The sequence below is a fragment of the Rhodococcus sp. SJ-2 genome, from assembly GCF_053750035.1.
In genome coordinates this window covers 4,049,629-4,073,211 of the sequence record NZ_CM132340.1, presented here as the reverse complement: position 1 = coordinate 4,073,211, position 23,583 = coordinate 4,049,629, and the positions used below count along the sequence as shown (strand labels likewise).

The window sequence follows — 23,583 nt, the reverse complement described above, 5'->3', positions numbered from 1 at the left end:
CACCTCCGCGAACATAGTGGCCGACGCAGTTCTCACGCCGGTTGTGCGACGATTCGGCCTGTTGCCGGGCTACATCTGCCACTATGGGTGCATGTCAGGCCTGAAGATTCTGGGACGCGTGACCGGCTGGGCCTGCATAGCGATCGGAGGACTCCAGCTCGTCGGCGGAGTATCCGGGGAGCCCGGCATGACCGGGGATGCGACGGTGGACTCACACGTGCGTTTCATGGGCCCTGTCTTCGCGGGTTACGGCTTGGGGTGGCTCGATGCCGCGGCCACCCCCGAACCGAACCTCGACCGGATGCGGATCCTCGCTGGACTCATGGCTCTCGGGGGTGTCGGCCGGCTCGCGACCCGCTCCACGCTGGGCCGGCCGCACCGGTTCCACGATCTGTTACTCGCGGTGGAGCTCGCCTCCCCGGTGGTGGTAGAGGCACTGGCCCGGCGCGAGCGTGTTGCCCGTCAGCTGTGACCGTCGAGTTCATCGGCGATGAAGGCAGCCCACGACAGAACCCTCTCGGTATCGAATTGCGGGAACGACATGTAGTCGCGCGCGGCTACCGCCTCCGCAAGTTCGGAGACGTCTGCGGGTTTGCCCGGTTCGCCTTCACCCGATCCCCCGGAGAACAGCCAGACGAGCCGTTGTGTCAGATCGGGGGCATGACGTCTGCACGCGTCCCGCGCACCGGCAGACCATTCACCACCTTCCACTTCGCTCCCGATGACGACGGCCTCGAACTCTGTGGCCCGTTCGAGGTCGGACAGGGTACCCAGCGTCACCTCGAATCCCCGTTGGGTCAGCGACTCGGCGATGACCGACGCGGCCTGCCACGCAGTGCCTCGAGTGTTTTCGGTTGCGATGAGGACGGACATGCCCACCGGGTGCCCCGGCAACGAGGCGGGGAAACATCACCGTCACGCACGTCCGCCACGACGGCCGGCGCCGGGATCAGTCTTCGGTCACGTCGAGTACGACGTCGATGTTGCCACGTGTCGCGTTGGAGTACGGGCAGACCTGGTGGGCCTTCTCGGTGAGTTCGAGTGCCTTGTCGTGCGTGAGGTTCGGCAGTGTGACCTCGAGGGTCACGGCGAGCGCGAAACCGCCCGCATCGGTGGGGCCGATGCCGACGCGCGCGCCGACTGCCGAGTCGGTTGCGTCGGCGCCTTCCTGGCGCGCGACCATCTGCAGGGCTGAGTGGAAGCATGCCGCGTATCCCGCTGCGAACAGCTGCTCGGGGTTGGTACCCACGCCATCGCCGCCCATTTCGGTGGGGATCGAGAGGTCGAGGTCGAGCTTTCCGTCACCGGTGCGTGCGTGACCGTTGCGTCCTGCGCCGGTGGCCAGGGCTTCTGCGGTGTAGATGATGTTCATTTCGGGTCTACCCTTTCTCGGAGGTTCCGCCGGTTGCGTCCTGCAACGCGGCGGTCAGTCGGTGGAGCGTGTCCCGAAACGCGACCAGCTCGTCGACCTCGAGCCCGCTTGCGCGGGCGACGCAACCGGGAATGTCCTCTGCGTCCTCACGCAATGCGCGTCCGGCATCGGTGAGGTGCACGACGACTCTGCGCTCGTCGTCGCGTTGTCGCCTGCGTTCGACGAGGCCCGCGGCTTCGAGGCGTTTGAGCAGCGGCGAGAGAGTGCCGGTGTCGAGGTCGAGCGCGTTGCACAGGTCGTGTACGCCTCGTACGTCGCGTTCCCAGAGTGCAAGGAGCACGAGGTATTGCGGGTACGTGACGCCCAGCCGCTCGAGGTGCGGCCGGTACACGGCTGTGGTGGCGCGCGACGCCCGGTAGAGCGCGAAGCACACCTGCTGGTCAAGCGCGAAGTGATCGGACACGTGAATAAAAGTAGCGCACCGTTATATTGTGCGCAATAGAACGGTGCGCAATCTACTGGATGAAGTGGATCACGATGCGGGCCGGGCGGGGAAGGGCACCGCGGTCACAGCTGAGTCAGTCGTCGAATGGCATTGAGCGGCAGCCTCAACCACGTCGGCCGGTTCCGCGCCTCGTACACCACCTCGTAGACCGCTTTGTCCACCTCGTATGCGCGGAGCAGGACACCGGCCTCTCGCGGATCGGATCCGGCGGTAGCGGCGTAGCCGTCGCAGAACGCGGCTGAATTGCGTTGCGCCCACTCCCCTGCCCGGAACTCCCGCTGGGACGCGACGCCCTCGGTTTCACTTTCGCGCACCGAATGATGCGCCGCGTAGTCGAACGACCGCAACATTCCGGCCACATCACGCAGCACCGTGTCCGGCTTCCTCCGTTCGGCCAGCGGCTTCGCCGGCTCTCCCTCGAAGTCGATGAGCAGCCACCGCTCGGGTGTCCGCAGCACCTGACCCAGGTGCAGGTCGCCGTGGATGCGTTGCACCGAAATCGGATCCAGTGCCGCCACCTCCTCGAACAGCGCCCGCGCGCCGGGCACGAAAACCGCGAGTTCGTCCACTTCAGCGGCTGCGGCATCGAGCCGACGCACCATACCCGCAGCCAGATCCGATGCCGGGCGCTCCGAGACGCCGAGACCCTCTGCGAGATGAGCGTGGACCTCAGCGACCGCGACACCGATCCGGTGCGCCTCACCTGCGAAGTCGGTGCCGACCTCGTCGGCGCGCAAATCACCTTCGAGGAGCAGGTCGCGGACGCTTCCGAGTGCCATCGACCAACCGTCGGCGGAGTTCGCCGCAAAGTCCTGAACCATCGCGAGAGTGGTACGCACACCGTCGATATCCGCCTCGATCCATGCGCGGATCGGCGCCACCGACCGGCACTGCCCCGCGGCCAACGCGAGGTGGAGTTCGACATCGGGGTTGATCCCCAGCGTGACGCGGCGGAACATCTTGAGCAGCAACCGTTCCCCGAGTACCACCGACGTATTCGACTGTTCCACGCTCAGGGCTCGCCCCCGCATCTCCGGTGTGATCTCCGCGCCGGGCACGGTGTGCAGTTCGATGGAGCCGCGATTTCCACCACGCGCCAGGCTCTGCGCGTACAAACCGATGATCTCCTGGTCACGTAGCCCGTCGTAGACGAACACAGCGCGGCCCGTCGAGTCGTCCGGTGCTGCGATCGTCCACGGCGTCAGCTCGTCCGGCAGATGAGATCGATAACCGAGCGGCACCTGGTAGACATGCTCCGACGCAGCGTCGAACGTGATTGCCACGAGCAGATGGTCCGCGCCGAACCCAGCCTCCTCGATCAGCGGCTGCCGCAGTACGACTCTCACACCGGTGATCGCGTGCCCCTTCGCGGCAAACCAGCGCTGATGCGGTAGCCACTCCGCCAAGCCGGCTTCGAGGTCCGAATTCGGATACAACCGGTCGTTCTGCTCGATCATGGCTGCACCGCCGCTTCGGCCTCGCTGCTCACCGGATGCACTCCGGGACCTTCACTCGCGGGATCCGGCTGCAATGCGAACCAGAAGAACCCGTGCCCGGGCAGAGTGAGCATATATCCATCCTCCGTGATCGCCGGGAAAGGCACAGAGCCCGTGAGCTCCACCGGGATCCACCCGGCAAACCTCGACAGATCCAGGACCACGGCCTGCGGATACCGCGACAGGTTGTTCACGCAGAGGATCACGTCGCTGTAGTTGCGGCCCGGTCCTTGCTCCATTTCCCGCAGGTAGGACAGCACCGCGGGATTGGCGCTACCGAGTTCGGTGAACGCGGCCTTGCCGAACGCAGGATGTTGTCTTCGCACCTGGATCATCCGCCGTGTCCAGTGCAGAAGAGAGTTCGTCGAATTGAGTTGCGACTCGACATTGACCGCCTGGTACCCGTAGGTCTGGTCCATGATCGTCGGCAGATACAGCCGTGCTGGGTCGGCGCGGGAGAAACCCGCGTTGCGGTCGGGCGTCCACTGCATGGGGGTGCGTACCGAGTCGCGATCGCCGAGCCAGATGTTGTCGCCCATGCCGATTTCGTCACCGTAGTACAGCACCGGGGATCCGGGCAGGCTCAGCAGCAGCGCCGTGAACAATTCCAGTTGGTTACGGTCGTTCTCGAGCAGCGGAGCGAGACGTCGACGGATCCCGATGTTCGCCCGCATGCGTGGATCGGTGACGTACTCGGCATACATATAGTCGCGTTCCTCGTCGGTCACCATCTCGAGGGTCAGTTCGTCGTGGTTGCGCAGAAAGATTCCCCACTGAGCGGTCCGCGGTATCGGCGGCGTCTGGGCAAGGATCTCCGAGATGGGGAACCGACTCTGTCGTCGCACAGCCATGAAGATCCGCGGCATCAGCGGGAAATGGAAAGCCATGTGGCATTCGTCGCCGATCTCGGACTCACCGAAATACTCGACCACGTCGGTCGGCCACTGATTCGCCTCCGCCAGCATGACCCGGCCCGGATACTCGGCGTCCATCACCGCCCGGCATTTCTTGAGGAAGGCGTGCGTCTCGGGCAGGTTCTCGCAGTTGGTGCCCTCGCGCTCGAACAAATATGGCACCGCGTCGAGGCGGAATCCGTCGATGCCGAGATCGAGCCAGAACCGCAGGACGTCGAGCATCGCGTCCTGCACATCAGGGTTGTCGTAGTTCAGATCCGGTTGATGTGAGAAAAAGCGGTGCCAGAAGTACTGCTTGCGGACCGGGTCCCACGTCCAGTTCGATGTCTCCGTGTCGACGAAGATGATGCGCGCATCCTGGTATCCGGCATCGGAGTCCGACCACACGTAGAAATCACCGTAGGGGCCGTCCGGCTCTGCGCGCGAGTCCTGAAACCATGCATGGGTGTCGGACGTGTGGTTCATCACGAGGTCGGTGACCACACGGATACCTCGCTTGTGTGCCTCGTCGAGAAACGTCACGAAGTCCTCGACGGTACCGAATTCGGGCAGGATCGCTCGGAAATCGCGGATGTCGTAGCCGCCGTCGCGCAACGGCGAGTCGTAGAACGGAGGCAACCAGATGCAGTCGGCACCGAGCCATTCGATGTAGTCGAGCTTTTCCGCCAGCCCCCGCAGGTCACCGGTGCCGTCGTGATTCGAGTCGTTGAACGCGCGGACGAGCACCTCGTAGAACACCGCGGTCTTGAACCAATCCGGGTCGACGGGAAGACTGCGCGCGTGCGCGAAATCCTCGGAACGGGTCTCGACGATGTGCCCGTCCGCGGTGTGCTCCGGTTCTGCTGCGTGAGGGTCAAGGTGGGAGCTTTCCGCTGGCATGGCACCTCCGTGCTCGTCGCGTCGCAGGACAGACAGGAGGAGGGTTCCCCGTTGTCCGGGAATCCACACACCGTTGACTCGACAGCATGCGATCACTGCCGATCGGTGCGGCCCACCCCGCACGAACGAAGACTGTGCGCTCAGCGCGACCACATCGGGAGATCGATATACGACGGCGTGGCCGATTCGTGGGAGATCTCCTGTTCTGCCCGGTGCAGCGCGGTCGCGGTCGCGGCGGGTTCACCCGTCCCGGGGTTGCGGGCGTAGCGGGGGTGCGCGCCGGAGCTGATCTGGATCCCGATGCGGTGGCCGGCGGCGAACTCATGGAAGGTCGGCCACAGGCGGACCTCGACGATGCGGAATCCTTCCGAATCCGGTTCGGGATCGGTGTCTTTCGTTCCGACGGAGCCGATCCGGCGGATACCGTCGCAGACCGTCATCGCACGACCGTCCGGATGCACATCGCAGATGCGGACGAACAGGTCGGCGCTGGGCTGCGAGGAGCGGAATCGGATACGGGCGACAGGTTCCCCGGCGACGGTCAGCGGTTCGGCGAGGACGCCTCCGCGGAACACCACGACATCGGCCCGGCGTTCGTGTTCGGTGTTGTCCACCGGATCCGATTTCGGATCCAGACTCGGGCCGCCGAGGGCAGGAGTGGGATCGGAGGGGTCGTAGACATAGGTGGTGTTGCCACCAGCGGGTGCGTCGGATCCGAGCCCGCCGCTGGGCTGGAGGAACAGCGATTCGGTGGAGACGTCCCGGGGTGGCCACGTGGCCAGATCGTGCCATTCGTCGGCGCCGGTGCGGAACGCACGAACCGGTGCGACGCGTGTGGTGGTCGCGTCGGCGAACTGCTCCTTCAGGAACTCGACCGTCCCCGTGATCGTCGGCGCGGCCATCCCGCGGGACTGGTGAGCCCACGGCCCCACGGTCAGGCGCGGCGGCCTTCCGGCCTCGACGAGCTGGGCGTAGTTGCGGAGTTGCCAGGGCAGGAAGATGTCGTACCAGCCGGTGACCATGAAGATCGGCGCGGCGACCTCGGGAACGGAAGCGGTATGTGACTGCTGCGTCCAGTACTGGTCGGCGAGGTCCTCGCGGGCGACCCAGTCCTGGTACCAGCCCACCTGCCGTCCGTTCGCTGCGACGTCGCCGGCAGTCAGCGGCAGCACATCGAACGCCTTCCGCAGTTTGGAATCCGGGCCGCGTAGCCCCAGCAGCAGGGGCAGCAGCTCCCGGTGGTTCATGCGGTCCATCATCTGCGTCCAGCCCAGCGCATTGCGCATGGAGAAAGCGCCGTTGTCCCAGGTGATGGCACCGAAGTCGGGCATGGTGACGAGCAGGCAGAGCGCGTCCGGGGCGTTGTCGGGGTCGGTGTGTTCGAGTTCTGCCGCCACCGCCCACTGGGTGAATCCCATGTAGCTTGCGCCGTAGGTCGCGATCGGACCGGTGTGCCATGGCTGGGCGCGAACCCAGCGATGCGTGGCCATGCCGTCGCGCTGTTCGTCGATCTGCGGGATGAACTCTCCCCCGGACCCCCACGTGCCTCGGCAACTCTGGAACAAGACCCTGAAACCCTCGCGGGCAAGAGCCCGCGCCGAACCCGCCACCCCGCCGCTGCGCCCGTAGGGTCCGCGAATCACCACGGTGGGCAGGCGCGGATCGGTATCGCCGAGTGGGGTGATGAGGTCGGCGAGAAGAACGACACCGTCGTCCATCGGAACACGGAGATTCTTACGGACTTCGATGTCGTACGGTCCGGGCTCGAGCCCTGCGATGGTCTTGGCCTGAATCCAACGACCGAGACGTTGACGTAGTGTGCTCACACCATCGATACCCACCCCTACGATCCCCATGGCGGGTCAGTTTCGCCGAAATACCGTTCTGGGTCAATGACATACACGCTGTCGCCCCGGAGGGAGGCACCTCGATGCTCCGCAGCCCGATGACATACGAGATCCGAACGGGGATTTCGCGCCGCGGTGGATCGATGCTGCCGAGAGCTACTGTTCGTCGTCCGAATGACTCACGATGTTGACCACGGTGCCGTCCGGCGCGCGGACGAAGAATCGCCGCACACCCCACGGCTCGGTCGTCAGCGGATGGACTATCTCGAGCCCACGCCGTTTCGCCTCCTCGTAGGCAACCTCCACGTCGTCGCCGACATGCACGGACAATGCCGAGTCCACCGGTGCTGTTTCGTCCCCGCTGACGAGCTGCACACTTGCACGCCCGTCCGGAGTACTGAACCGAGCGACCCATCCCAGATTCATCTCCTCGACGGTAAGCCCGAGATAGTCGGCGTAGAAGCTACGGGCTTCTTCGATACTCGGGACGTTCAGGTTTGCGGTGAGACCGGTGGGGCGCATGTCGGGAATCTCCTTCTGATTCGGCTGCGTTCCATCCGATTCCACTACAGGCACTGCCGTCCTCGTGGCGGTTCCGGCTCGTGCAGGACCGTCACCTGCTATCCGTGCCGATCAGTGCGCGCCCCCACCGACTCGCACGTTCCGTTTCGCCAGGTGCGAGGATCGTCCGCTTGTCGACAAGGAAACTCTCCGGCTCTGTGACGAGAGTGAAACCGGCCTTACGCAGTTTCTTACCGATCGACCTCGATGCTCGGCCGGTCAACAACGGGTTGGCGTCGAGTCTCGTATCGAACGCGGCGGCCTTCCCGGTGGCCTGTCCGAGGGAAGCGAGCCATTCGCGCACGCCGTCGCTCTCCGCGTCGGATTCAAGGGTGAGCGAATTGTCCGGTTTCTCGGCCGCTTCCACTGCACCGTGGCGGGTGGTGGGCCTACTCATCCCGTGCACGTGGGTAGGGCCGCCGACCACTACCAGGTCGTACGCGGTGAGATCTTCGTCCTTCGCGTCTGCTGCGGCGACAGTGGTCACCGCAGCAGCTTCTCCGATCCCCTGCGCAATCGCTTCCGCGACGTGACGGGTGTTCCCGTACATCGATTCGAAGATCACCAGAACTTTCATGGCGGACATCCTCTCGGCGGGAGAACTGCCGGTCCCGAGACGACCGGTAGTTCAATGCTAAGCCCCGGTGAGGACGTCATCCGCGGATATCCTCGTCAGCACCGGTTCGAGTTCATCCGATGTAGAACCTGAAATCTGGAGGCCCTGTTGTCCTCGACTCGACGTGTCGAGAAGGGTCTCAAGCCTCGCCGGCACGCTCTGCATCTTCGCGCCGCAGCGTAGCGCGGGTCGACGGCTACGGCTCGCTGAGGAACTCACCGATCATCCTGTAATGCAGCGGGAACCAGTGTGGCACCGACGAGCTCCTCCAGGTAGCCGGCGACACAGTCTTCGTCATTGCTCGGCAGGACGTGGTCGGCCAGTGCGAGGACTTCCGGCAGCGCGTTGGACGGACAGAGTGCCGTCCCCGCCCACATCAGCATCGGGATGTCGTTGATGGCGTCGCCAGCGACAGCAACCTCCTCCGCAGTGATCCCGTCGACCGCGCAGAGCTCGGCGAGCGCACTCGCTTTTGACACACCGGACGCCGCCATCTCGATGTACGGCGCGCCGGAGTGTGTCAGCTCGACGCCGTCGATCCCAGCCGCCACTGCCGCCCGGTACAGCTCGGCACTGGGAACCTCCGGATGTCGGGCGACGATTTTCACCATCGGCTCGTCGATGTCGGGCAGCACTTCCGACAGCGCCATCTCGTGCGGATGCCGGTGGTGGTCGGCGAAGTCACACAACGCCGCGTACGCCCGCTCGGCAACGAAGCGGGTAGGGCCGACGTTCGCGAATACGACTCCGGGCAACAGCGTCCTCACCCGGTCCATCGCCGCTGCGGCCGACGCCACCGTAATCGGCGTCGTCGCGGTGATCACCGGGGTTCCATCGGCCAGGTCGAGAACCACAGCGCCGTTCGCGCAGATCGCCTTGCCGCGGAATCCGCACGACTGCGCCAGGTCGTGCACCGAATGCCGAGCGCGAGCCGTCGCCCACACCACCTCGACTCCCGACCGTCGCGCGTCTTCCATGGATTTCGCGGTGCGGGAAGAGATCGTGCGGTCCGACCGCAGCAGGGTGCCGTCGAGGTCCGTCGCGAGAAGCCGAATTTGCGTCACCTTCGCATGATGCCAGGGCAGCATATGCACCCACACTCGAGTGCCGGCTCGGCGGACGCCGTGAGCTGCGCAATGACATGGCACTGCGTGCTTCCCAGTCGAGTGGTGGGTAAGGCCGAGGTGTGCGGGGATCTGACGGTCACGGAACCGGAGTGGGGGCGAGGTCGTTTCCGGGCCCCACCATGCCGCAGTTCCCGGCCGGTAGTGCGCCTGCGAAGCGGTCGGTGAAAAATTGGGCCGTCTGCGCTTGGAACGGCATGAATGCCTCACTGTGCGAGAGCCGGTCGTACCGCGCGTAGGTGACGGCAACACCGCGTTCGCAGTACTGGTGCGCCAACCCTTCGACATCGGCGGTGATCATCACGGAATCCCCGGTGCCGTCGACATCCCCGACCGCCAGCAGCATCGGCACCCGCGGGGTACCTGCCGTGCCCATGATGTTGTCGTTGATGGCACGGACCACACCGGGGACGTCGAGCAGCGAAGTGTAGGGAGCCCGGAGCATCTCGGTGTCGGTCAATCCCGGGTATTTCGATGCGAATGCGTTGATGCACTGTGAACTGACCGTGTCGACGATCTGCTGCCCGTACGGGTTGAGAAATGCCGCGGTGTCGAGACCGTAGGTGCGCTGATACGCGACGATCAGTGCGGGGATGACCCCGGCCCAGCTCGCGCTGCCACTGACGTAGGGCAGGTTGTGGGCCAGGTTCACCGGAAGGCCACCCGCCGCCGCGCCGACGATGTTCAGTTCGGGCGCATACGTCGGTGCAACCTCGGCACCCCACTGGGTGGGCACCGAGCCGCCGGAGTAGCCGGCCAATCCCACCGGTGTCGATGCGGGAAGCCCCAGTACCGATTCCGCAGCACGCACTCCGTCGAGTGCCGCGTACGCGGACTGACGTCCGATGGTCCACTCGAGGTCCGGGCCCTCGTAGTCAGGCACGACGACGGTGTACCCGGACGCGAGGTAGCCGGTGATCACGCCCTGTTCGAACGTGCCTGCCTGACTGTAGGTGCCGTTCCCGGTGAGGGTGTACGAGGGATCGCACTCGGAACCGAGCGCGTCGTATGCCATGTGGTACGAAATCATTCGTGCCGGTCCGGGCCCCAAGGGTCGTAGGACCGTCGCGACCGTCGTGGTCGGTCGGTCGAACTGGTCGGTGGTGCGGTACAGCACCTGTGTACTCGTGATCGGCGTGGCCTGATCATGGAACCCGTACGGCATCGTCCGGGTGTCGAGCACCGTGCCCGGTGCCACGCCGTCCAACGATCCGTCGTACGTGTAGAACGGGTCGGCCGACGGCAACGGAACCACCATCGGGGCCGAGGGCTGCGCGGTCGCGGTACCCGCACCGGTCGCCACTGCGGTGGAAAACAGGACAGCGGCGGTGAACACGGCGACAGCACTATTGCGTGCTGCGCAGAAGAACGAGCGGGCTCGGGGCATGATCGGCGCCTGTCTCGGACACGACCCGCGACCTGGGTCCCAGGTGGAGCGCTGTCCTGCCCTACATACTTGCCGATCCTGCCTCGGTTGTCGCAACAATCGAAGAATCGGTCGACAAGCCCGCGTATCCGAATGGGAAAACTGCTCCGCGCTAGACGGCTTCGTACGCTGCGGCGAGATCGATACGCAACCACCCGCCGTTCGGCCCCGCCTGATCCAGCGGATAGCCTGCGGGGATCGCGGTGCGCCGCAGGATGTCGAGTCGCTCTTCGTCGGTGAGGTCGGGGGCGACACCACGCAGCAGTACTGCGGCTTCGGCCGGAATGTCGTTCGTCATCGATGGATCGATCCGATCGAATCCGTACGTCATCCGCTCGTTGTACTCGGCGAGCGCGGTATCGATCGGGCGATACGGCGTGTCGGACGAGATGTATCCGTCGAGCGGCTCCCCCACCGACCACTCGAGCGTTGCTCGCAGCTCGGCCGCGGCTTCATCCACCACGCGTTCGAATGCCGGATCACTCAACCGGTCCGCAGCCGCAGCGTGGCCCATGATGCGCCCGCCCATGACGTCGAGGGGGTAGTGCACACCGAGCACGATCCGGCTGTTGCCCACCTCCGATGCTCTGGTGAGGATCTGCGGTGCCAATTCCGGAAGCATGTCCGCCAACAGGATGCCGGTCAGATACGAACTCGATGTATGGCCCGACGGGTACGAACTCGTCCCACCGACCTCGGCGTACGGATCGGCGGCGCCGCTGACTCCGTCACCGAAGTAGTAGTGGATCCGGTCGGGCGCCACCTCGAACGGCCGCGGATTGCTCCAGTGCTGTTTCTCCACGAGGGAGAGGTTCGCGATACCGATGGCGCGCCCGAGCTCACCTCCGAGGAGCGCTTGCGTCTTGGGTAGCCGCCCCTCGTGGAGCGCGGTACGGAACGCCGCGCCGAGCCCCTCGCCGAAACCGTCCGACAACGACACCAGTCGTTCGTGGTTGCTGTCGAACAGTGCCCGCTGCTGCGCGATGGCCGAGGCACCGTTGTTGATCTCCACAGTCCGGTCGAGGTTGCGTTGCATCAGGTCAGGTCGGGTGTCGCGGATCCCGGTGAATCCGTCCAGTACCGGGATGAAGGTGCCGCGCGCGGGAAAGTCGGACGGGTACGGACCGACAAGCTCCTGCAGGGTGTACGGCTCGGCGACCGGGGGCGCCGGGTCGGCGTGAGCGAGTGTCCCCGACAACGTCATCGTCGTTGCCACCGCGACGGCACCAGCGCATCTGAGGAGCTTCATCGAGTTGTCCCTTCCCGAACCTGGACGGCCGTTCGGGAGACTACCTACAACGTGCATGGAATGTATAGCTTCACTTCGCTCCTACCGGAGCGGCCATCGGGAAGAACTCGGATCATGCCGACGGATCGGTGATGCCGCGCAACAGCGTGAGTGTCTCGCGTAGGTCGTGCATGCGCCGGGCTCCGAGGTGCTCCGTCCAGTCCTTGTCGATTTCGGCTTCCTCGGCGCGGGCAACGGCAATCAGTTCCTCGCCGCGCGGCGAGATGCGGACGAGGCGAGCGCGGGCATCGGTTGGGTCGACTACTCGTTCGACGTATCCGGCTCGTTCGAGCTGGTCCACAAGATGCGTGGTGGTCTGCTTGGAGACCAGAGCTTGCTCGGCGAGTCCGGACAGCCTCGTCCCGTCGGGTCCGATCCGGGCAACGATACGGGCCTGAGCGAGAGTGATCTCGAAGCCGGCTCCGCGAAGCGCACCGAAGACACGGCTCTCCGCATTGCGGTGCGCGGTGAACATCAGTACGGCGATATGCGGGTCGTCCGCCATGACACCCCTTGTCATCGATTCGAAGTTGAGACTAATATTAGTCCTAACTTCGAATCAATTCGATCGGAACCGATCATGAACATCGACGAAGTCTGGGCAGCCATCGACGACCATCGCGGACGTACAGCAGATCTACTCGAGACTCTCGATGATGCTGAGTGGCAGCATCCTTCGCTATGTCACGGATGGACGGTACGTGACGTGGCAGCACATCTGACTCTGCAACAGATCCGCGCACGCGAGGCGATCGCCATGCTCCCACTCGCACTCCGGCACCCCGGAGGCACGAACTCGCTGATCCATCACTCCGCCATACAGAAGGCAGCTGTGCCGACCGAGCGGCTCATCGAAGAAATTCGAGCAATGATCGGCTCACGGAAGCACAACCTCGGACTCTCCCCTCGCGAACCTCTCGTCGATATTCTCGTCCACGGACAGGACATCGCGATCCCACTCGGCCGCACGCTGAGCGCCTCACCGGAGGTGGCCGCAGACGCCGCGACACACATCGCGTCCTACGGCACAGGATGGAAGTCGAAGGTGTTCCAGAAGAACCGATTCAGCGCATCGCATCTCTGCGCGACCGACGTCGCCTGGTCGACAGGCACCGGGCCTGAGATCCGAGGCCCGATGCTGACCCTCCTTCTACTCCTCGCCGGTCGAGACGTCGATCTCGGTCCGCTGTCCGGCGACGGCCTCACAACCGCGCGCACGACGAAACCGGCTCCGCAGCACACACCCCCGGCGTGAGGATCGAGTGGGACGCCGACAGGCCGTTCACACAATGGACCTTCGACGAACCGAAGCGAATCGAGGGGTCCCGCCACCACCGGCAGGCTTCGGATACGTTCACCTGATGCAGATGCTCCGCACCGTGTCGATCATCTCGGTTCTGTGCACAGTACCGATCTGGTTGTTCGTCGTCCCGCAGTTGGTGTTCGCGGGGGTGGTCGAAGTCGGGGGCGGCATCGAGGCCATGGTGGTTCTTCCGACCCTGCTCGGGCTACCCATCTCGTTCGCCGGAGCCATTGCCGGTGCCGTCTGCATCGTTCAGCGTCGCCTGCGCGGATGGGCGATGACCCTCATGGGGGTCGGTCAGATGGCAACGATCGCGCTGGCCGCCGCAATCATCGTGTGGGCGCTGGGCTTCGCGTCGACCGGCTGGGAACTGATCGTCCTGCCGTCAGCGCTGATGCTGGGCCAGGCCATTGTCGCTGCCGGACTGATCGGCATGTTCTCGGTGCGATATCGCTCGTCCAGCATCCGGCGTCCCACCGAGGATTGACGCCGGGCAGGACGTTACAACCCGAAGATTTTGTCCACGAATTGTTTCCATGACTCACGGCCTGTAACACCGGTTCGGAGGCCCACGATCCTGGTCACGAACGTGGGATTTCCACGTGCCGGATTCGGAGCAGTCTTGATGTGGAGGGGACATGAGAAGATCTGCAGCAGTATGCTTGGTCGCTCTGGGGCTTGTGATTGCAGGCTGCGGGGGTGGTAGCGCATCGAACGGCGAGGCAGAGGCTTCGACTGCGACGACTACCGTCACGGTGGATGCCTCGACCGGTACCGCGTCCACGTCACAAACAGCCACATTGCCGTCCGCGACCGCCGCGCCGTCAACGGAACCCCACAGCGGTGTTGCCGTACCTGCCGCCGGGGAGGTTGTCAGTGAACCACCCGCTTCCGAGCAGGCGAACGACCCGGACGTTGCCAGTGGGGAACCGGTCGCCGGGCAAGCGGATGCCAGCGAAGGCCCGAGAAGAAGCCTCGACCCCAATCCGTACGACTGCGTCGGCGATATCTGCCCCAATCCCTACTCGGATGCACCGCCCCCGGACCCGAACGCAGATCCGCAGAACCCGCAGATCTCGTGGTGTGGAACCGACAAGAATGTCCATAATCGCGGGGCGACGGTGTACGACGACGGGACCTGGACGCCGTGGTCACAGCAGTGCGCCGACGAGTTCGATGCCGTCAACAATCCCCCCAATCCTCCGGGAACGATGGGCGGCGGCGGAGCCGTGGCAGGTCCGTGCCATCCCGACGAAGAGGGATTGATAACGCACACCCCCGACATGAGAAAGCAACAGTGCTCGGGTGGGCATTGGGTCTACGTTCGTTGAACTCCTAGCGTTTCGCAGCATCCTGTAGAAGTGCCGCAACTTCGCGCTGCAGTTGCGGAGTGGGCACACCGACACTGTTGATCGTGTAGCGGGTCGCGACGTCACCGGAGCGATCGACCAGCGCTCGCGCTGCCTCGGCGGGAGCGCCCTCTACAGCGAACAGGCCGAGAATCCCGTCGTCGATCAAGCCCGCCATGGTGTCCCACTTGCCGTCGTCGGCGGTCTTGGAGAGCCGGTTGAGTTCATCGCCGAGATCGCTCAGTCCGTGCAGGTCAAGAACAGGCCGATAGGCGGGAGTCGAGCCGTAGAAGGAGATCTGTCGCCGTACCGCGGCCTTCGAGGCAGCGAGTTCTTCCTCCGTGTGTCCGGTGGCGATGAATCCGGATGCGATGATTTCGGGGTCGCGCTCCGGCGCGCCCGGCGCCCGCCGCCCGCGAGCAAGGGCAGGCAACGTCACTTCCCGCATGTATCGCTCGGTAGTGAAGGGGTGCAACAGGATACCGTCGGCAACGCGGCCTGCAGTCTCGGTCATCCTGGCACCAACGGCGGCAAGGAGTACCTCGGGTGCGGGCTGCTCACTCGGCGGCCTGAACATGGGAGTCATGAGGGTGTGCGTGTAGAAGTCGCCGCGGAAATCCAGCTTTGAGCCGGTGGCCCATGACTCCCAGATCGCCCGCATCGCCGAGACGAACTCGGCCATCCGCGGTGCCGGCGAACTCCACGGCATCGAGAAGCGCTTTTCGATGTGTGGTTTGATCTGGCTGCCGAGGCCGAGCGAAAGCCGTCCGCCGCTGTAGTCCTGCAGGGCCCGTCCCTGCACCGCAAGCGTCATCGGCGACCGCGCGAACGCCACCACGATGTTGGTCAGCAGGTCGACGCGGGTGGTCACCCCAGCGGCAATCGTCAAGTGGAGGATCGGATCAGAGGTGAGTTCGCTGAACGACACGGCGTCGAATCCGCTCTCCTCGGCTTGGATCGCCATGTCGGCGACGTCGGCGAGTGCGCCGTCCCTGGAGGCGAGCGGTAGGACGACTTTCATACACACTCCTGCAACATCTCCGGGTCCGATCCGGAGTGAGCATATAACCCGCGTGAAGAGAAGGCCGAGCCAGATTTGACCGGCTCGACGGCGCATAATCGCGCCGTACTGTGAACACGGAGGAAAAATGACACTCGGTAGCTCGATTCTGCGCCTAGCCTCGATCTTTCGTGCGGTTCGCGTGCCGGCCTAGCGGTTTCGGATTGGTCGTGGTGACCGTGGATCCGGTGTGCGTCCACGGGCGACTGCCCGACACGGTCGGGTGACGCCGGGGTCCACGGCCCCGAAGATCGTTCCTCTCGTCTCGATCGGGCAGATACGTGCAGGTCACACAGGCGCAGGAAGTGCTGCGAGTCGGTTCAGGCCCGCGACGAGCACATCGACGTCGGGAGCCGAGGCGGCCAGACGCAGCCGAACACGGCGGGCATGCCGGGCGCTCCGCCCGGCGATCGACAACAGTCGCAGCCGCAGCCGTTTCGGTTCCCACCGCCGGGCCTGGGTATCGGTCAGCGCGAGCATCTGCATCCACGCCACCAGCTCACACGCGAGCTGCACAAGCGCCAACCAGATCCGATTCTGATCGAAACCGTGCAGCGGAAGATTCTGTAAACCGGTAACTTTCGCCGTTCGGATCCGGTCCTCGCACCGAGCCCGACGCCGGTGCCGTAACTCCAGATCGGGCAGTTGACCACGGCGGGTGTTGGTGACGAACGCGGTCAACCGCAGGCCGTCGCGGTCGGTGAACCGCAACTGTGCCCCGGGGTGCGGGCGCTCCTTCCTGATGATCACCCGCATTCCTTTCGGCCAACTCGACAGATCCAGCAGGTCGGTGATCTCGGTGACCCACGCACCGTCGCGGACCTGCCCGTCGGCGTCGTAGGCCGGGGTCCACGCCTGCTCCGGGACCAGATCGATCGCCTCGGCATGGGCGTCGGTCAAGGAGAACCCGACCGAGTACGACAGGCGTCGCTTGGTCAGATACTCGATCAACGCGTGGGTGCCGCCGGCACCGTCGATCCGCACCAGCACCTTCTTCCCGACCCGATAACCCGGGTCGAACGGCAACTGCGCGAGTGCGTCCTGCACGACCGCGACGTGGTCGGCGGCGGTATTCGATCCCGAGTTGCCCGGGCGTAGCAGCATCGCGACGGGTTCACCGGTGCCGCCGGTGCCGTGGTCGACGAACGCGCACAGCGGATGGAATCCGAAGCCTCGCTTGAATGTCGGAGCAGCGGATTCCTTCTCCGAGTGCGCGGTGACCAGGGTGGCATCGACGTCGATCACCAACGGATGCTGCTCGTCGATGGCATGGTCCGGTGCCGACTCGCCGGCGGCAGTCCAGGCACGGGAGCGGGCGGTGGCGCGGACACGTCCGATCGCAGTCAGCGCGGTGTCGGCATCGGCGGCCAACACGCTGATCAGGCGGGAGACAGTTGGGTCGGATGCCACCGCGCCGAAGATCTCCGGGTGGGCTCGTAGTTGTGCGATGTCGGCGAGGCAGTCCCCGCCGATCGTCAGAGACACGGCGAGGTCGAGGAGAATCTTGCCGGGATCGTGTCGGGCCAGTGGTTTTCGATACGGTGCGAGCTCGGTCGTCAACGCCGAAGCGAGGCCGGTCTTCTCCGCGGTGCGCAGCAGCAGGACCGCGCCGGCATGCGACACGACACCGGTTCCGGTGGCTGATGCGGACACGGATGGGTAGGGGGACGTAGACTTGCTCACCTGAATGGTGCTCCTCGAACTGGTTGAAACTCGACCCTCAGCAAGTCGAATTATCCCAGTTCAGGGCACCATTCTTCGTTCTCGACACGGGTGTCCGCTCGATCAGCGCGAAAGCGCGAGGCTAGCGCGCCCCGTCGATGCCATCGTCGTCGCAGCGTCCGGGCTGCTTGTCATCGGACCTCGAATCCGCAGCGTCATCGCGCCGATCAGCTATACAGGCCGTAGATCCGGTCGGCCGTACACGCTGCCGGTCGGCTACCGAATCTCGGGCGATACCGTGACGATCCGCGTCGCAATGCCCCACGAGAAATCATGGTGGCGCAACTTCCTCGGAAATGGCGCCCCCATGCGAATCCAATTGGAGGAAGAACGTACCGGACACGCTGTTGCGCACCGCGACGACCGCGGTCGCGTCGAGGTCACCCTGAAACTCGACCCCGCATGAATGCACAGGACCGGCCCGACATGCGCCTGCGGCCGCGTCGGTGGTCACCGCCTTCCTCACCGGAGCGAGCGAAGCACGGCGCCAGCACACCGCCTCTGCCACCAGTTCGGCGAATCACGCTGCCCGGTGCGGGCCCCGAGGATGTCGTCCTGGGTGCCGATGGGTTCGCCTACACCGGAATCGAGACCGGAGAGATACTGCGAGTCGACATCGACACCGGAGATGTCACCGCGGCAGCTGACACCGGCGGCCGGCCACTGGGGCTCCACGCCGAGACCGACGGCGCACTGCTCATTTGCGACGCCGAGCGCGGACTATTGCGCTGGCCGGGCCCGGGACAGCCCGTCGAAGTGCTGGTCGACACGATCGACGACGAACCGCTGAGCTTCGCGAGCAATGTGGTGGCCGACCCGAGCGACGGAACGATCTACTTCACCGCATCCTCGCGTCGCTGGCCACTGGAGCAGTGGATGGCAGACCTCGTCGAGCACTCCGGGACCGGCCGGCTGTTCCGCCGGTCTCCCGACGGCTCGGTCGAGACCTTGCTCGACACTCTGCAATTCGCCAACGGTGTGGCGTTCACACCCGACCGCTCGGCGCTGATCGTCGCGGAGACCGCTGCCTATCGCCTCAACCGCTACTGGTTGCGCGGGCCCCGGTCCGGCACCAGAGAAACCCTGGTCGACAACCTGCCTGGCTTTCCCGACAACATCGCGCTCGGCAGCGACGGACTCATCTGGGTGACACTCGCATCGCCGCGAAACCCGGTACTCGACGCACTGCTCCCGTTGCCGGGAATCCTCCGTCGAGCGATGTGGTCGCTACCTGATCGGCTCTTGCCCTCTCCTGCCCGCACCGCGTGGGTCCTCGGCGTCGGCCCGGACGGCACGATCATCCACGATCTGCAGCGGGACGGCGACGACTACGCAATGGTGACGGGAGTCGTCGAACACGAAGGCACCTTGATTCTCGGCAGTCTTCACGAGCATGCCATCGCGGTGACCTCCGTGCCCACCTGACGCTCAGCCGACGTGCTCGGCGGTCGTAAGATCCTTCCCACTCGTCTCCGACGCCACCCATGCAGCGACGATCGTGATGCCTGCCGTGATCGCAAGCAACAGGCTGAGCGGCAGGCTCGACCCGTCCGAAGTCGCCAGCAGACTCGCAGCGATCAGTGGAGTGAAGCCGGCACCGATCAGGCTCGAGAGCTGGTAGCCGAGCGACACCCCTGTGTAGCGGACTCCTGTGCCGAAGAGTTCCGACAGTAGCGGAGCGAGCGGCGCATACATCGCCGACTGGATGACCTGCCCGAGCAGCAGGCCGATCACCAGTAACGTGGTGTCGCCCGAGTTGATCAGCGCGTACAGCGGGAAGGCATACAGCACCGCCGCGGCTGCGCCGGTGAGACTCACAGCCCGCCTGCCGATCCGGTCCGACAAGGTCGAGAAGCCCGGGATCGCGATGATCGACACCATCGACATCACAACGAGGACGCGCATGACCGTCGACGTGTCGTACCCGATGGTCTTCGTATACGAGATGATGTGCGAGGTGATCAGCGCAGTCAGTGCGAACGGGCCGATTCCCACCGCGCAGGCGAGGATCAGCGGCCGCGGAGTGCGCAAGAGTTGCAGCACAGGAGGTTTCGCCGCAGTGGCTGCCTTCGCCTTCTCCGCGGCGTCCTCGAACACAGGGCTCTCCACCACGCTCATCCGGATGTAGAGGCCGATCACGAGCAACAGTGCGCTCGCGAGGAACGGAAGACGCCACCCCCACGAGTTGAACGACTCCTCGGGCAGCAGCGTCGCTATCATCACTGCCAGTGTGGACAGCAGAAAGCCGACAGGCGAGCCGAGCTGCATGAGCCCGGTCCAGAATCCGCGGCGACGGGGGTCGGCGTGCTCGGCGACCATCAACGCGGCACCACCCCACTCGCCGCCCACCGCGACGCCCTGCACCACGCGCATCGTCACGAGGAGGATGGGCGCCAGCACTCCGATCTGCTCGTATGTCGGTAGCACGCCGATTGCGAAGCTCGCGATACCCATCATGACCATCGTGATGACGAGCATCGACTTGCGGCCCAGTTTGTCGCCGAAGTGCCCGAAGATCAGACCACCGATCGGCCTCGCGACATAGCCGGCAGCAAGGGTTCCGAAGGCCGCGATGGTCGAGACCGCCGAGTTCGACGCGGGGAAGAACAGATCGCCCAGCACCAAGGCAGCCATCGTGCTGTAGAGCAAGAAGTCGTAGTACTCGATGGTCGTGCCCAGCAGGCTCGACAACGTGACCTTACGCAGTTGTGATCGATCGACCACCGCCTCGGCGTCACGAGACGAGTGCGGCCCTTCGACCGACGCCGGCAACCGTGGGTTCATTCATCACTCCGAATCACTAGTCGTGTCATGACTCACGTCACAACTGCGATCCTTTCGAACCATGCGAAGCAATTACATACAGGTTTCCGTTCAGCGGAAGCGAGGTTGGTCCTGACATGTCGGACCCGGATCGCGGCCCACACCTTCGCGCGGTGTGTTCGGTTCTGGTGGGGGTTCACCGGCTACGCGCTGGGGAGCCGCCCAATTCCCGTGCAAGCACATCGAATCGCGGGTGCCGCGACCACGCCGCACGATCCCCGATCACATAGAGGCGCTGCTTCGCCCTGCTCACGGCAACGTTTGCAAGGTTCGGCTTCGACGACGCCCACCGTTTCGCGCCTTCACGAGCCGGGTCGCCTCCCAACATGAGGACGACAACCTTCGCCTCCCGTCCCTGTGCGGTGTGCACGGTTCCGGCGGTGATCCCGTCGTACTGGGAGCGCAGCCCCGCAAGACGCCGCGCGACGTCCTTGAACGGACTGAGCACGATCACGTCGTTCATCGGAAGTTTCCTGCGCATCAGATCCTCGAGGAGTTCGACGAGGCGCTCGTATTCGGCTTGCACGAAGTGACCGTTCGACGTCCCGGTCACGTCGTACCACTGCGATGGCGGCAGTTCACCGCCCGGGGAGGGATTACCACCGTGGATCATCGTGCCGCCGTATGCGATGGTGTTGACGACGGAGAACATCGGCTCGGCGCAGCGCCGGTGCACCCGCAGCGGCGCCCCCACCCAGATCGGTTCGTCGTCGCCCGGCAGGGTGGTTCCCCAGCGAGTGAGTCGGTCGGCGATCGACTGTGTCGACGACCGTCCGGGCAACCACCGTTCGTCCACACCGAACGCACCCCGCACCGCCTGCTGCGCGCGGAACGGCAGGGTCACCACGGGTTCGAGTTGCAGCGGATCGCCCACGACGACGGTCCGCCGCGTCCTCCAGATCGCACCGACGGGGTTCTGCGGTGTCGCCTGCCCGGCTTCGTCGATGAGCAACCAGCCGAGGGCTTCACGTCCGAGTCCGCGAAACACCCGGTCGAAGGAAGCGAACGTCGTCGACACGAGCGGTACGACGAAGAACAATGCACGCCACGCATCGGCGACGGCAGCCGGATCCAGGTTGGGTGGCGCGTTTCCGGCGACGACGTCCATCGCCCCGTGCAAGCTCTGGCGCATCTGCTTGGGCACCTGCGCGAGGAAGTCCTTGTGCAGGTCCAGTGCGGCCACGAACAGTCGCGACCGTGCCTCGTTCAGTGCCTCGTCCGACCACGGCGCCGCCAGTCCCCGGGCCGGATCGCCGGTCCACTCGGGCCCAGGCATCGCACGGCCCCATCGCTGGCGCAACTCGTCGAGAGAACGGTCCAGCTCGTCTCGACGGCACCGAACAGCGTCGGATCGCTGGACAAGTTGATCGTGGGTGCCCTGCAGACCGACCAGGTTCTGGAGGGTCCGCTGATGGGCCGCGAACGCGTCGGTGTATTTCGCATCCCACAACGCGAGCGCGTCCGTCAAGCCGATGCGGTGAGACTGCCAGCGCCGACGTTGCTCGCGAACATTGCGGCCCATCCGCCACCACGCGACACGCTGCTCGTTGTGCGCGGCGAGTTCGTTTTCTACGGAGGCCCGGCCCTGCCGAAGGCGTTCGACTGCACCGCGTTGCACCACCTCGATATCTTCCGCGGACCGAAGTGCTTCCTCATGGGCCGCCACCTGGTCGAGGACTGCTCGCAGTTCGCTCTCGCGGTGTGCTCGTTCACGATACTGCTCGTAGCCGCACTGACGTTCATCGATCATCGCGGCGACAGCGTCTCGCGCGCTGCGATACTCGGTGACGGCGTTGTGCCACGATTTGGTCGGTCCGGTCGATTCGAGCTCCTTGATAATCGACTGAAGCCCTGGTCGAGGAGGCTTCCTTCCGGTGGCCTTGTCGTCGAACCACAGCGTGTTCGTAAATCCGGTGCGGTAGCTCTTACGTCCGAGCCGCGCTGCCGTCAATCCCCAGGCCTTCGAATCCTTGCCGGCGTTGCTCAGCAGCGCCGTTGCGATGTCTGAGAAGTAGTCGTTCGCGAACCGGTCGGAATCGATGGCGTCTGTCGCAGGCATCTCGAAGCTGATGTTCTCGACGGCGCCGTTGTTGGATGATGCCACCACGATCTCGAAGCCGTGGAATGCGTCGGTCCACCGTTGCACCACCCGCGTGTAGTCTCCGGCTTTCCAGCGGTGTGGCGTCGCGGCGAACGCAGCGGACGGGCTCGCGAGATGCGCAAGACGATCGGCGCGTTCGACGACGACCGCGGCGACGAGATCACGCAACAGCGTCGACTTCCCCGTCCCCGGCGGGCCGTTCACCGCGAAAATCCCCGCGCTGCTGCGCAGCTCGTCCATGATCGTGTTTACGGCGAATTGCTGCCCGAGCGCCAAAGGATGCTCGGGTTTACCGGGCCACCGGCCGGGCGGAATTGCCTCGGGTCGGCATGCCAGGAACGACGCCGCCGGTGCGGCACTGACGTCGACGCGCCGCGCCGTGTCGAGAGCCGCATCCTCGGTGAGGTAGTGCGCAAGTCCGGAACCGACGTCTCCGACGGCGACTCGACCGGCCACCATCTCCAGATCGGCGGCGATGAAACTGTTGAGAAAGTCGGTGCCGTCGACACCCTCGGACTGTTTGATCTCCACCGAACGGACACGGATCTCGGCACAGTCGATCATGCCTTCCACTCCCGCCAGCGCGGCGATGCGTCGGCGAATCGCGGCGAGCCGTTCGGCGTCCAGCGGCAGTCGGCATCCGCAACGCGGGTTGATGTGCTGTTCGTCGTCGAGAAGTTCGGCCAGGAGTTTCTGGGCTTCGCCCAGCCCGTGCAGCCAGGACCTCGAACTCGGGCCTGGGTCGCGGGTACGTCCGGCTGCCCATGCCAGCCCGGACAGCACTTCGGATCCGGGAACGGCACAGCCGTATCTGTCGACGACGACGGCGGCCAGCGCGCACTCCCCCGAGGGGCGCGGATCATAATTCTCGTCACCCGGTGTGAGGATCTCGTCGACAGCGGACCACACCTGGTCGACGCGATACACGCCGAAGTAGACGATGTGCTGCCGCTCGTAACCGGCGCGGCCCGGCGGTAGGCGCAACCTGTGGCCGTGTTCCCACGGCAGGAGATCGCGGTGCGTCACCTTCTCGACTGGCGATAGAGCGTCGAACCTGTCGACCTTCGGTACCTGCTGAGGGCTGAACAACTCCACCGCTCGCCAGAACTCGATGACGTCGCCCTGCCGACGATATTCCGTGTCCACCGCTCCCCCTCGCTGCGCATTCAAGATCGGTTGCGAACCCTAGCGAAGGGT

General features: G+C 65.0%; 22 protein-coding genes. 6 read left to right on the top strand and 16 right to left on the bottom strand.

Features of this window, described 5'->3' with window-relative positions; all coding sequences use genetic code 11:
* Nucleotides 1-91 precede the first annotated feature (91 nt).
* Nucleotides 92-472: a DUF4345 domain-containing protein gene (locus ACSYG9_RS19085; RefSeq protein ID WP_440123994.1), complete on the top strand. Its 381-nt coding sequence runs from the start codon at nucleotides 92-94 to the stop codon at nucleotides 470-472.
* Here the strand turns inward: ACSYG9_RS19085 and ACSYG9_RS19080 are convergent.
* The 12 genes from ACSYG9_RS19080 to ACSYG9_RS19025 form a co-directional block, all read right to left on the bottom strand.
* Complete coding sequence (locus ACSYG9_RS19080) at nucleotides 463-873, bottom strand: flavodoxin domain-containing protein (protein ID WP_440123993.1); 411 nt, start codon at nucleotides 871-873, stop codon at nucleotides 463-465. The genes ACSYG9_RS19085 and ACSYG9_RS19080 overlap by 10 nt on opposite strands.
* A gap of 76 nt (nucleotides 874-949) precedes the next feature.
* Nucleotides 950-1,372, bottom strand: a complete 423-nt coding sequence (locus tag ACSYG9_RS19075; RefSeq protein WP_440123992.1) for an organic hydroperoxide resistance protein — start codon at nucleotides 1,370-1,372, stop codon at nucleotides 950-952.
* A gap of 7 nt (nucleotides 1,373-1,379) precedes the next feature.
* Nucleotides 1,380-1,835 (bottom strand): transcriptional regulator, SarA/Rot family, encoded by a 456-nt coding sequence (locus ACSYG9_RS19070; RefSeq protein WP_440123991.1) that lies wholly within the window; start codon nucleotides 1,833-1,835, stop codon nucleotides 1,380-1,382.
* A gap of 104 nt (nucleotides 1,836-1,939) precedes the next feature.
* On the bottom strand, nucleotides 1,940-3,334 hold the full coding sequence (locus tag ACSYG9_RS19065) for a maltokinase N-terminal cap-like domain-containing protein (RefSeq protein WP_440123990.1): 1,395 nt from the start codon (nucleotides 3,332-3,334) through the stop codon (nucleotides 1,940-1,942).
* On the bottom strand, nucleotides 3,331-5,166 hold the full coding sequence (treS, locus tag ACSYG9_RS19060; RefSeq protein WP_440123989.1) for a maltose alpha-D-glucosyltransferase: 1,836 nt from the start codon (nucleotides 5,164-5,166) through the stop codon (nucleotides 3,331-3,333). Before treS ends, ACSYG9_RS19065 begins: the two co-directional genes overlap by 4 nt.
* Before the next feature lie 140 nt (nucleotides 5,167-5,306).
* Nucleotides 5,307-7,022 carry a CocE/NonD family hydrolase gene (locus tag ACSYG9_RS19055; protein WP_454839568.1) on the bottom strand — a complete coding sequence of 572 codons (1,716 nt, stop codon included), beginning with the start codon at nucleotides 7,020-7,022 and terminating at the stop codon, nucleotides 5,307-5,309.
* A gap of 147 nt (nucleotides 7,023-7,169) precedes the next feature.
* A complete protein-coding gene (locus tag ACSYG9_RS19050) occupies nucleotides 7,170-7,535 on the bottom strand; it encodes a VOC family protein (protein ID WP_454839567.1) in 366 nt (121 codons plus the stop codon).
* Between the two features lie 91 nt (nucleotides 7,536-7,626).
* Nucleotides 7,627-8,151 (bottom strand): flavodoxin family protein, encoded by a 525-nt coding sequence (locus ACSYG9_RS19045; RefSeq protein ID WP_440123986.1) that lies wholly within the window; start codon nucleotides 8,149-8,151, stop codon nucleotides 7,627-7,629.
* A gap of 254 nt (nucleotides 8,152-8,405) precedes the next feature.
* Nucleotides 8,406-9,254, bottom strand: a complete 849-nt coding sequence (locus ACSYG9_RS19040; protein WP_440123985.1) for a Cof-type HAD-IIB family hydrolase — start codon at nucleotides 9,252-9,254, stop codon at nucleotides 8,406-8,408.
* Between the two features lie 139 nt (nucleotides 9,255-9,393).
* Nucleotides 9,394-10,701 (bottom strand): lipase family protein, encoded by a 1,308-nt coding sequence (locus ACSYG9_RS19035; protein ID WP_454839565.1) that lies wholly within the window; start codon nucleotides 10,699-10,701, stop codon nucleotides 9,394-9,396.
* 151 nt (nucleotides 10,702-10,852) lie between these two features.
* Entirely contained in the window at nucleotides 10,853-11,989 is a 1,137-nt protein-coding gene (locus ACSYG9_RS19030; RefSeq protein ID WP_454839564.1) for an acid phosphatase, read from the bottom strand.
* A gap of 112 nt (nucleotides 11,990-12,101) precedes the next feature.
* A complete protein-coding gene (locus tag ACSYG9_RS19025) occupies nucleotides 12,102-12,533 on the bottom strand; it encodes a MarR family winged helix-turn-helix transcriptional regulator (protein WP_454839563.1) in 432 nt (143 codons plus the stop codon).
* 75 nt (nucleotides 12,534-12,608) lie between these two features.
* On the opposite strand from ACSYG9_RS19025, the gene ACSYG9_RS19020 reads away from it, so the two are divergent.
* From ACSYG9_RS19020 to ACSYG9_RS19010, 3 genes are all read left to right on the top strand, one after another.
* Nucleotides 12,609-13,283 carry a maleylpyruvate isomerase family mycothiol-dependent enzyme gene (locus ACSYG9_RS19020; RefSeq protein WP_454839561.1) on the top strand — a complete coding sequence of 225 codons (675 nt, stop codon included), beginning with the start codon at nucleotides 12,609-12,611 and terminating at the stop codon, nucleotides 13,281-13,283.
* A gap of 106 nt (nucleotides 13,284-13,389) precedes the next feature.
* Complete coding sequence (locus ACSYG9_RS19015) at nucleotides 13,390-13,818, top strand: hypothetical protein (protein WP_454839560.1); 429 nt, start codon at nucleotides 13,390-13,392, stop codon at nucleotides 13,816-13,818.
* 268 nt (nucleotides 13,819-14,086) lie between these two features.
* Nucleotides 14,087-14,662 (top strand): hypothetical protein, encoded by a 576-nt coding sequence (locus tag ACSYG9_RS19010; RefSeq protein ID WP_454839558.1) that lies wholly within the window; start codon nucleotides 14,087-14,089, stop codon nucleotides 14,660-14,662.
* Between the two features lie 4 nt (nucleotides 14,663-14,666).
* Here the strand turns inward: ACSYG9_RS19010 and ACSYG9_RS19005 are convergent, their stop codons facing one another.
* Complete coding sequence (locus ACSYG9_RS19005; RefSeq protein ID WP_454839556.1) at nucleotides 14,667-15,701, bottom strand: TIGR03617 family F420-dependent LLM class oxidoreductase; 1,035 nt, start codon at nucleotides 15,699-15,701, stop codon at nucleotides 14,667-14,669.
* A gap of 327 nt (nucleotides 15,702-16,028) precedes the next feature.
* The gene (locus tag ACSYG9_RS19000) at nucleotides 16,029-17,423 is read right to left on the bottom strand and encodes an IS1380 family transposase (RefSeq protein ID WP_454839470.1); all 1,395 of its coding nucleotides are present in this window, start codon (nucleotides 17,421-17,423) and stop codon (nucleotides 16,029-16,031) included.
* Between the two features lie 277 nt (nucleotides 17,424-17,700).
* Here ACSYG9_RS19000 and ACSYG9_RS18995 point away from each other — a divergent pair, with 277 nt between their 5' ends.
* Nucleotides 17,701-17,868, top strand: a complete 168-nt coding sequence (locus tag ACSYG9_RS18995; RefSeq protein ID WP_454839555.1) for a hypothetical protein — start codon at nucleotides 17,701-17,703, stop codon at nucleotides 17,866-17,868.
* Nucleotides 17,865-18,887, top strand: a complete 1,023-nt coding sequence (locus tag ACSYG9_RS18990; RefSeq protein ID WP_454839554.1) for an SMP-30/gluconolactonase/LRE family protein — start codon at nucleotides 17,865-17,867, stop codon at nucleotides 18,885-18,887. The genes ACSYG9_RS18995 and ACSYG9_RS18990 overlap by 4 nt, the downstream gene beginning before the upstream one ends.
* Nucleotides 18,888-18,890: 3 nt before the next feature.
* Here the strand turns inward: ACSYG9_RS18990 and ACSYG9_RS18985 are convergent, their stop codons facing one another.
* On the bottom strand, nucleotides 18,891-20,246 hold the full coding sequence (locus tag ACSYG9_RS18985; protein ID WP_454839553.1) for an MFS transporter: 1,356 nt from the start codon (nucleotides 20,244-20,246) through the stop codon (nucleotides 18,891-18,893).
* Nucleotides 20,247-20,421: 175 nt separating this feature from the next.
* Nucleotides 20,422-23,532: a DEAD/DEAH box helicase gene (locus tag ACSYG9_RS18980; protein WP_454839551.1), complete on the bottom strand. Its 3,111-nt coding sequence runs from the start codon at nucleotides 23,530-23,532 to the stop codon at nucleotides 20,422-20,424.
* Nucleotides 23,533-23,583 lie beyond the last annotated feature (51 nt).